A 3,259-nucleotide genomic window follows, 5' to 3' on the forward strand; every position below is an offset into this window, starting at 1 on the left:
CGGGACAGAGCTGCTGAAGCGGACGTGGCGCAGGTGGGATTCCAGCGCGGCTTCGGCGGTGCGCGCGGCTTCCCAGTCGGCACGGGTGTAATGCAGCGCGTCGGGTGCGCACCCCTGCAGTTGCGCTTCGAGGCTGCGCAGGCGGCGGAAATCCAGATAGCGCGCGGTTTCGTCGGCGACCAGCAGCCAGGTGGCTTCGTCCAGCGGATGGGCGTCCGCGTTCCGAAGCAGCGCCGCTGCGTGCTGCAGCCGGGCGCGAAGAATCGGGGACTGCGTCCAGTCGCGGTCCGCCAGCAGGCTGCGCAGCAACTGCACGCGTGCATCTTCAACGGGATGGGGCGGGGCGGACGCGACGGGAATGGGATCGGGCAGGCTCATGGCGCACCTCATGGGGGAAGAGGCTCCTGCGCAGGGGGTGCAGGATGCAGGGCCATGGTGCCGGCGCGTGGGCACGGACGCGCCTGCAGGAAGCCACCGTGACGATGGACACCGTGCCGGTGGTCATGCGCGGTGGTCCGCGCGTCAGCGCCGGTTGAAGGCCTCGCGCACCGGCGCGAAGCTGCGCCGGTGGTGGACGCAGGGGCCGTGCTGCGTCAGTGCGGAGAGATGCGCGGGCGTGGGATACCCCTTGTGCACATCGAAGCCGTACTGCGGGAAGGTGGCGTGCAATTGCACCATCAGCCGGTCGCGCGAGACCTTCGCCAGGATCGACGCCGCCATGATCGCCGGCTCGATGGCATCGCCGCCCACCAGCGTCTCGGCCATGCAGCCCAGTCCCTTCGGCGCGCGGTTGCCATCGATGCGGACCAGCTCCGGCAGCGGCTGCAGCGCCGCGATGGCACGGCGCATGCCTTCCAGCGTGGCCTGCAGGATGTTGAGCCGGTCGATCTCGTCGGGCTCGACGAAGACGACCCGCCAAGCGAGCGCGCGCTCCTGGATCAGCGGGAACAGCGCCTCGCGCCTGGCTTCGCTGAGTTGCTTGGAATCGTTCAGGCCTTCGATGGGGCGCGACGCGTCGAGGATCACGGCTGCAACCGCCACGGGCCCCGCGAGGGGTCCCCGACCTGCTTCGTCCACACCGGCAACCAGACGGACGACAGGATCCGGGAACAGTGACGCCGAGGTCATCGTGAAATGCTCCTTGTAGGAGCGACGTCAGTCGCGACCGCGGAAACGACATCCACGCGGATGTTCCCCACTGCATGAGAGGGTGCGGAGGGGCCTTGTCCGTCGGGCGATGCGGAGGCAGCAGAAATCATGGTGGCCGGTCGTGACTTACGTCGCTCCTGCAGGGGGACCGATCAACTCCGCCACCGCCTCGGCGGCACTCGCTGACGCATCCTGGCGCAACTGCGCGTGCAACCGCTGGTAGACAGGCTGAAGGCCGGCGACGGCCTCGGGCTCGAGGAACCAGTGGAGGACGGCGGAGGACAACGCTTCCGGCGTGCAGTCGTCCTGCATCACCTCCGGCGCGATGTCCTCGCCTGCCAGCACGTTCGGCAGGGCGTAGCGCTCGACCTTCAGCAGGCCCAGTCCCTTGACGATGCGGTAGGTCAACGGTGCGATCCTATAGCCGACCACCATCGGCCGCTTGCAGAGCATGGCTTCCAGTGTCGCAGTGCCCGAAGCGAGCAGGACGACATCGCTGGCGATCATCGCCTCGCGTGCACGGCCGTCGAGCAGGCGCCATGCCGTGTCGACGCCCTGCGCGGCGAGCTGTGTTTCCAGGGCCCGGCGGCAGGCGGCGTTGGCGGCCGGTACCACGATCTGCAGGCCGGGCATCTGGCTGGCGACGCGGCGTGCCGCCTCGAAAAAGTCCGGCGCCAGGCGACCGATTTCGCCAAGGCGGCTACCGGGCAGCACGGCGAGGACCGGGGCATCGAGTGGCAGGCCGAGCGCAGCGCGTGCTGCCGCACGATCGGGGTGCAGGGGAATGTCGTCCGCCATCGGATGACCGACGAAGCGCGCATCGATRCCATGTCGGGCGTAGATCGGCGGTTCCATCGGGAACAGGCAGAGCACCCGATCCGCGCTGAGGCCGATCTTCTCGGCGCGCTTCTCGCGCCACGCCCACACCGAAGGACTGACGTAGTGCACGGTGCGCACGCCGCGCATCTTCAACCAGCGCTCGATGCCCAGGTTGAAGTCGGGCGCGTCGATGCCGACGTAGGCGTCGGGTTTCCAGTCCAGCACGCGTTGACGGAACGCCCTGCGCAATCTCAGCAGGCGGGGAAGATGGCGCAGGACCTCGGCCAGGCCCATCACGGCGAGTTCGCCCGCGTCCCACCAGGTATCGGCGCCGGCGGCGCGCATCGCGTCGCCCCCGATCCCGGCGAATTCGGCGTGCGGGAAACGCTGTTTCAACGCAGCGATCAGTCCGGCCCCGAGGCCGTCGCCGGATGCTTCGCCCGCGCACAGCGCGATGCGGAGCGGCCGGGCCGCGGGTGTCGCGTCCATCAGCGCTGCAACGGCCGTTCGCCGCTGTCGATGAAGTGCAGCAGCGCCTTGACGTCTTCGCTGGCCTGCGCCTGTTCGGCGAGCTGTTGCTTGGCTTCCGCCAGGGGCAGGCCGGCGACGTACAGCGTGCGGTAGGCGCGCTTGATGGCGGCGATGCGTTCGGCATCGAAGCCACGCCGCTTGAGGCCTTCGCTGTTGATGCCGCGCGGACGCCCTGCCGCGTCGCCGGCCACCATCGTGAACGGGGGCACGTCGCCGCTGAGCAGCACGCCCATGCCGATGAACGCGTGGGCGCCGACGCGGCAGAACTGGTGCACGCCGGCGAATCCGCTCATGATCACCCAGTCCTCGATCGTGACGTGGCCGGCCAGCGTCGAGTTGTTGGAGAACACGCAGTGGTTGCCGACGATGCAGTCGTGCGCCACGTGCGTATAGGCGAGCAGCATGTTGTCGCTGCCGACACGGGTGATGCCTCCGCCGGTGCCGGTGCCGCGGTTCACGGTGACGAATTCGCGCACCTGGTTGCGGTCGCCGATGACGAGTTCCACCCGCTCGCCCTTGAACTTCTTGTCCTGCGGGTCGCCCCCGATCGCGGCATGGCCGACGAAATGGTTGTCGCGGCCGATCCGCGTCGGCCCGGTGACGGAGCAATGCGGGCCGATCACCGTGCCGTCGCCGATCTCGACCTCGGGACCGACGTAGGCGAACGGACCGATGCGCACGCCTTCACCCAGCATCGCGCCGGGATCGACGACCGCGCTGGGATGGATGGCGGTGGGGGCGCTCATCTCAGCGGGTGTCC

The 3,259-nt window shown here is 69.2% G+C and carries 4 protein-coding genes; all 4 read right to left on the bottom strand.

Annotated elements, in window-relative coordinates:
* A partial coding sequence (locus tag AC04L7_RS15105) for a hypothetical protein (RefSeq protein ID WP_475513315.1) occupies window positions 1-378 on the bottom strand: 378 nt, incomplete at its 3' end.
* Between the two features lie 144 nt (window positions 379-522).
* Window positions 523-1,128: a ribonuclease HII gene (gene rnhB / locus AC04L7_RS15110; protein ID WP_296280359.1), complete on the bottom strand. Its 606-nt coding sequence runs from the start codon at window positions 1,126-1,128 to the stop codon at window positions 523-525.
* 147 nt (window positions 1,129-1,275) lie between these two features.
* Entirely contained in the window at window positions 1,276-2,457 is a 1,182-nt protein-coding gene (gene lpxB / locus AC04L7_RS15115; RefSeq protein WP_435999703.1) for a lipid-A-disaccharide synthase, read from the bottom strand.
* Entirely contained in the window at window positions 2,457-3,245 is a 789-nt protein-coding gene (gene lpxA, locus AC04L7_RS15120; protein ID WP_435999701.1) for an acyl-ACP--UDP-N-acetylglucosamine O-acyltransferase, read from the bottom strand. The genes lpxB and lpxA overlap by 1 nt, the downstream gene beginning before the upstream one ends.
* Window positions 3,246-3,259: the final 14 nt, after the last annotated feature.

The organism is Pseudoxanthomonas sp. LjRoot204_2 (assembly GCF_056175765.1).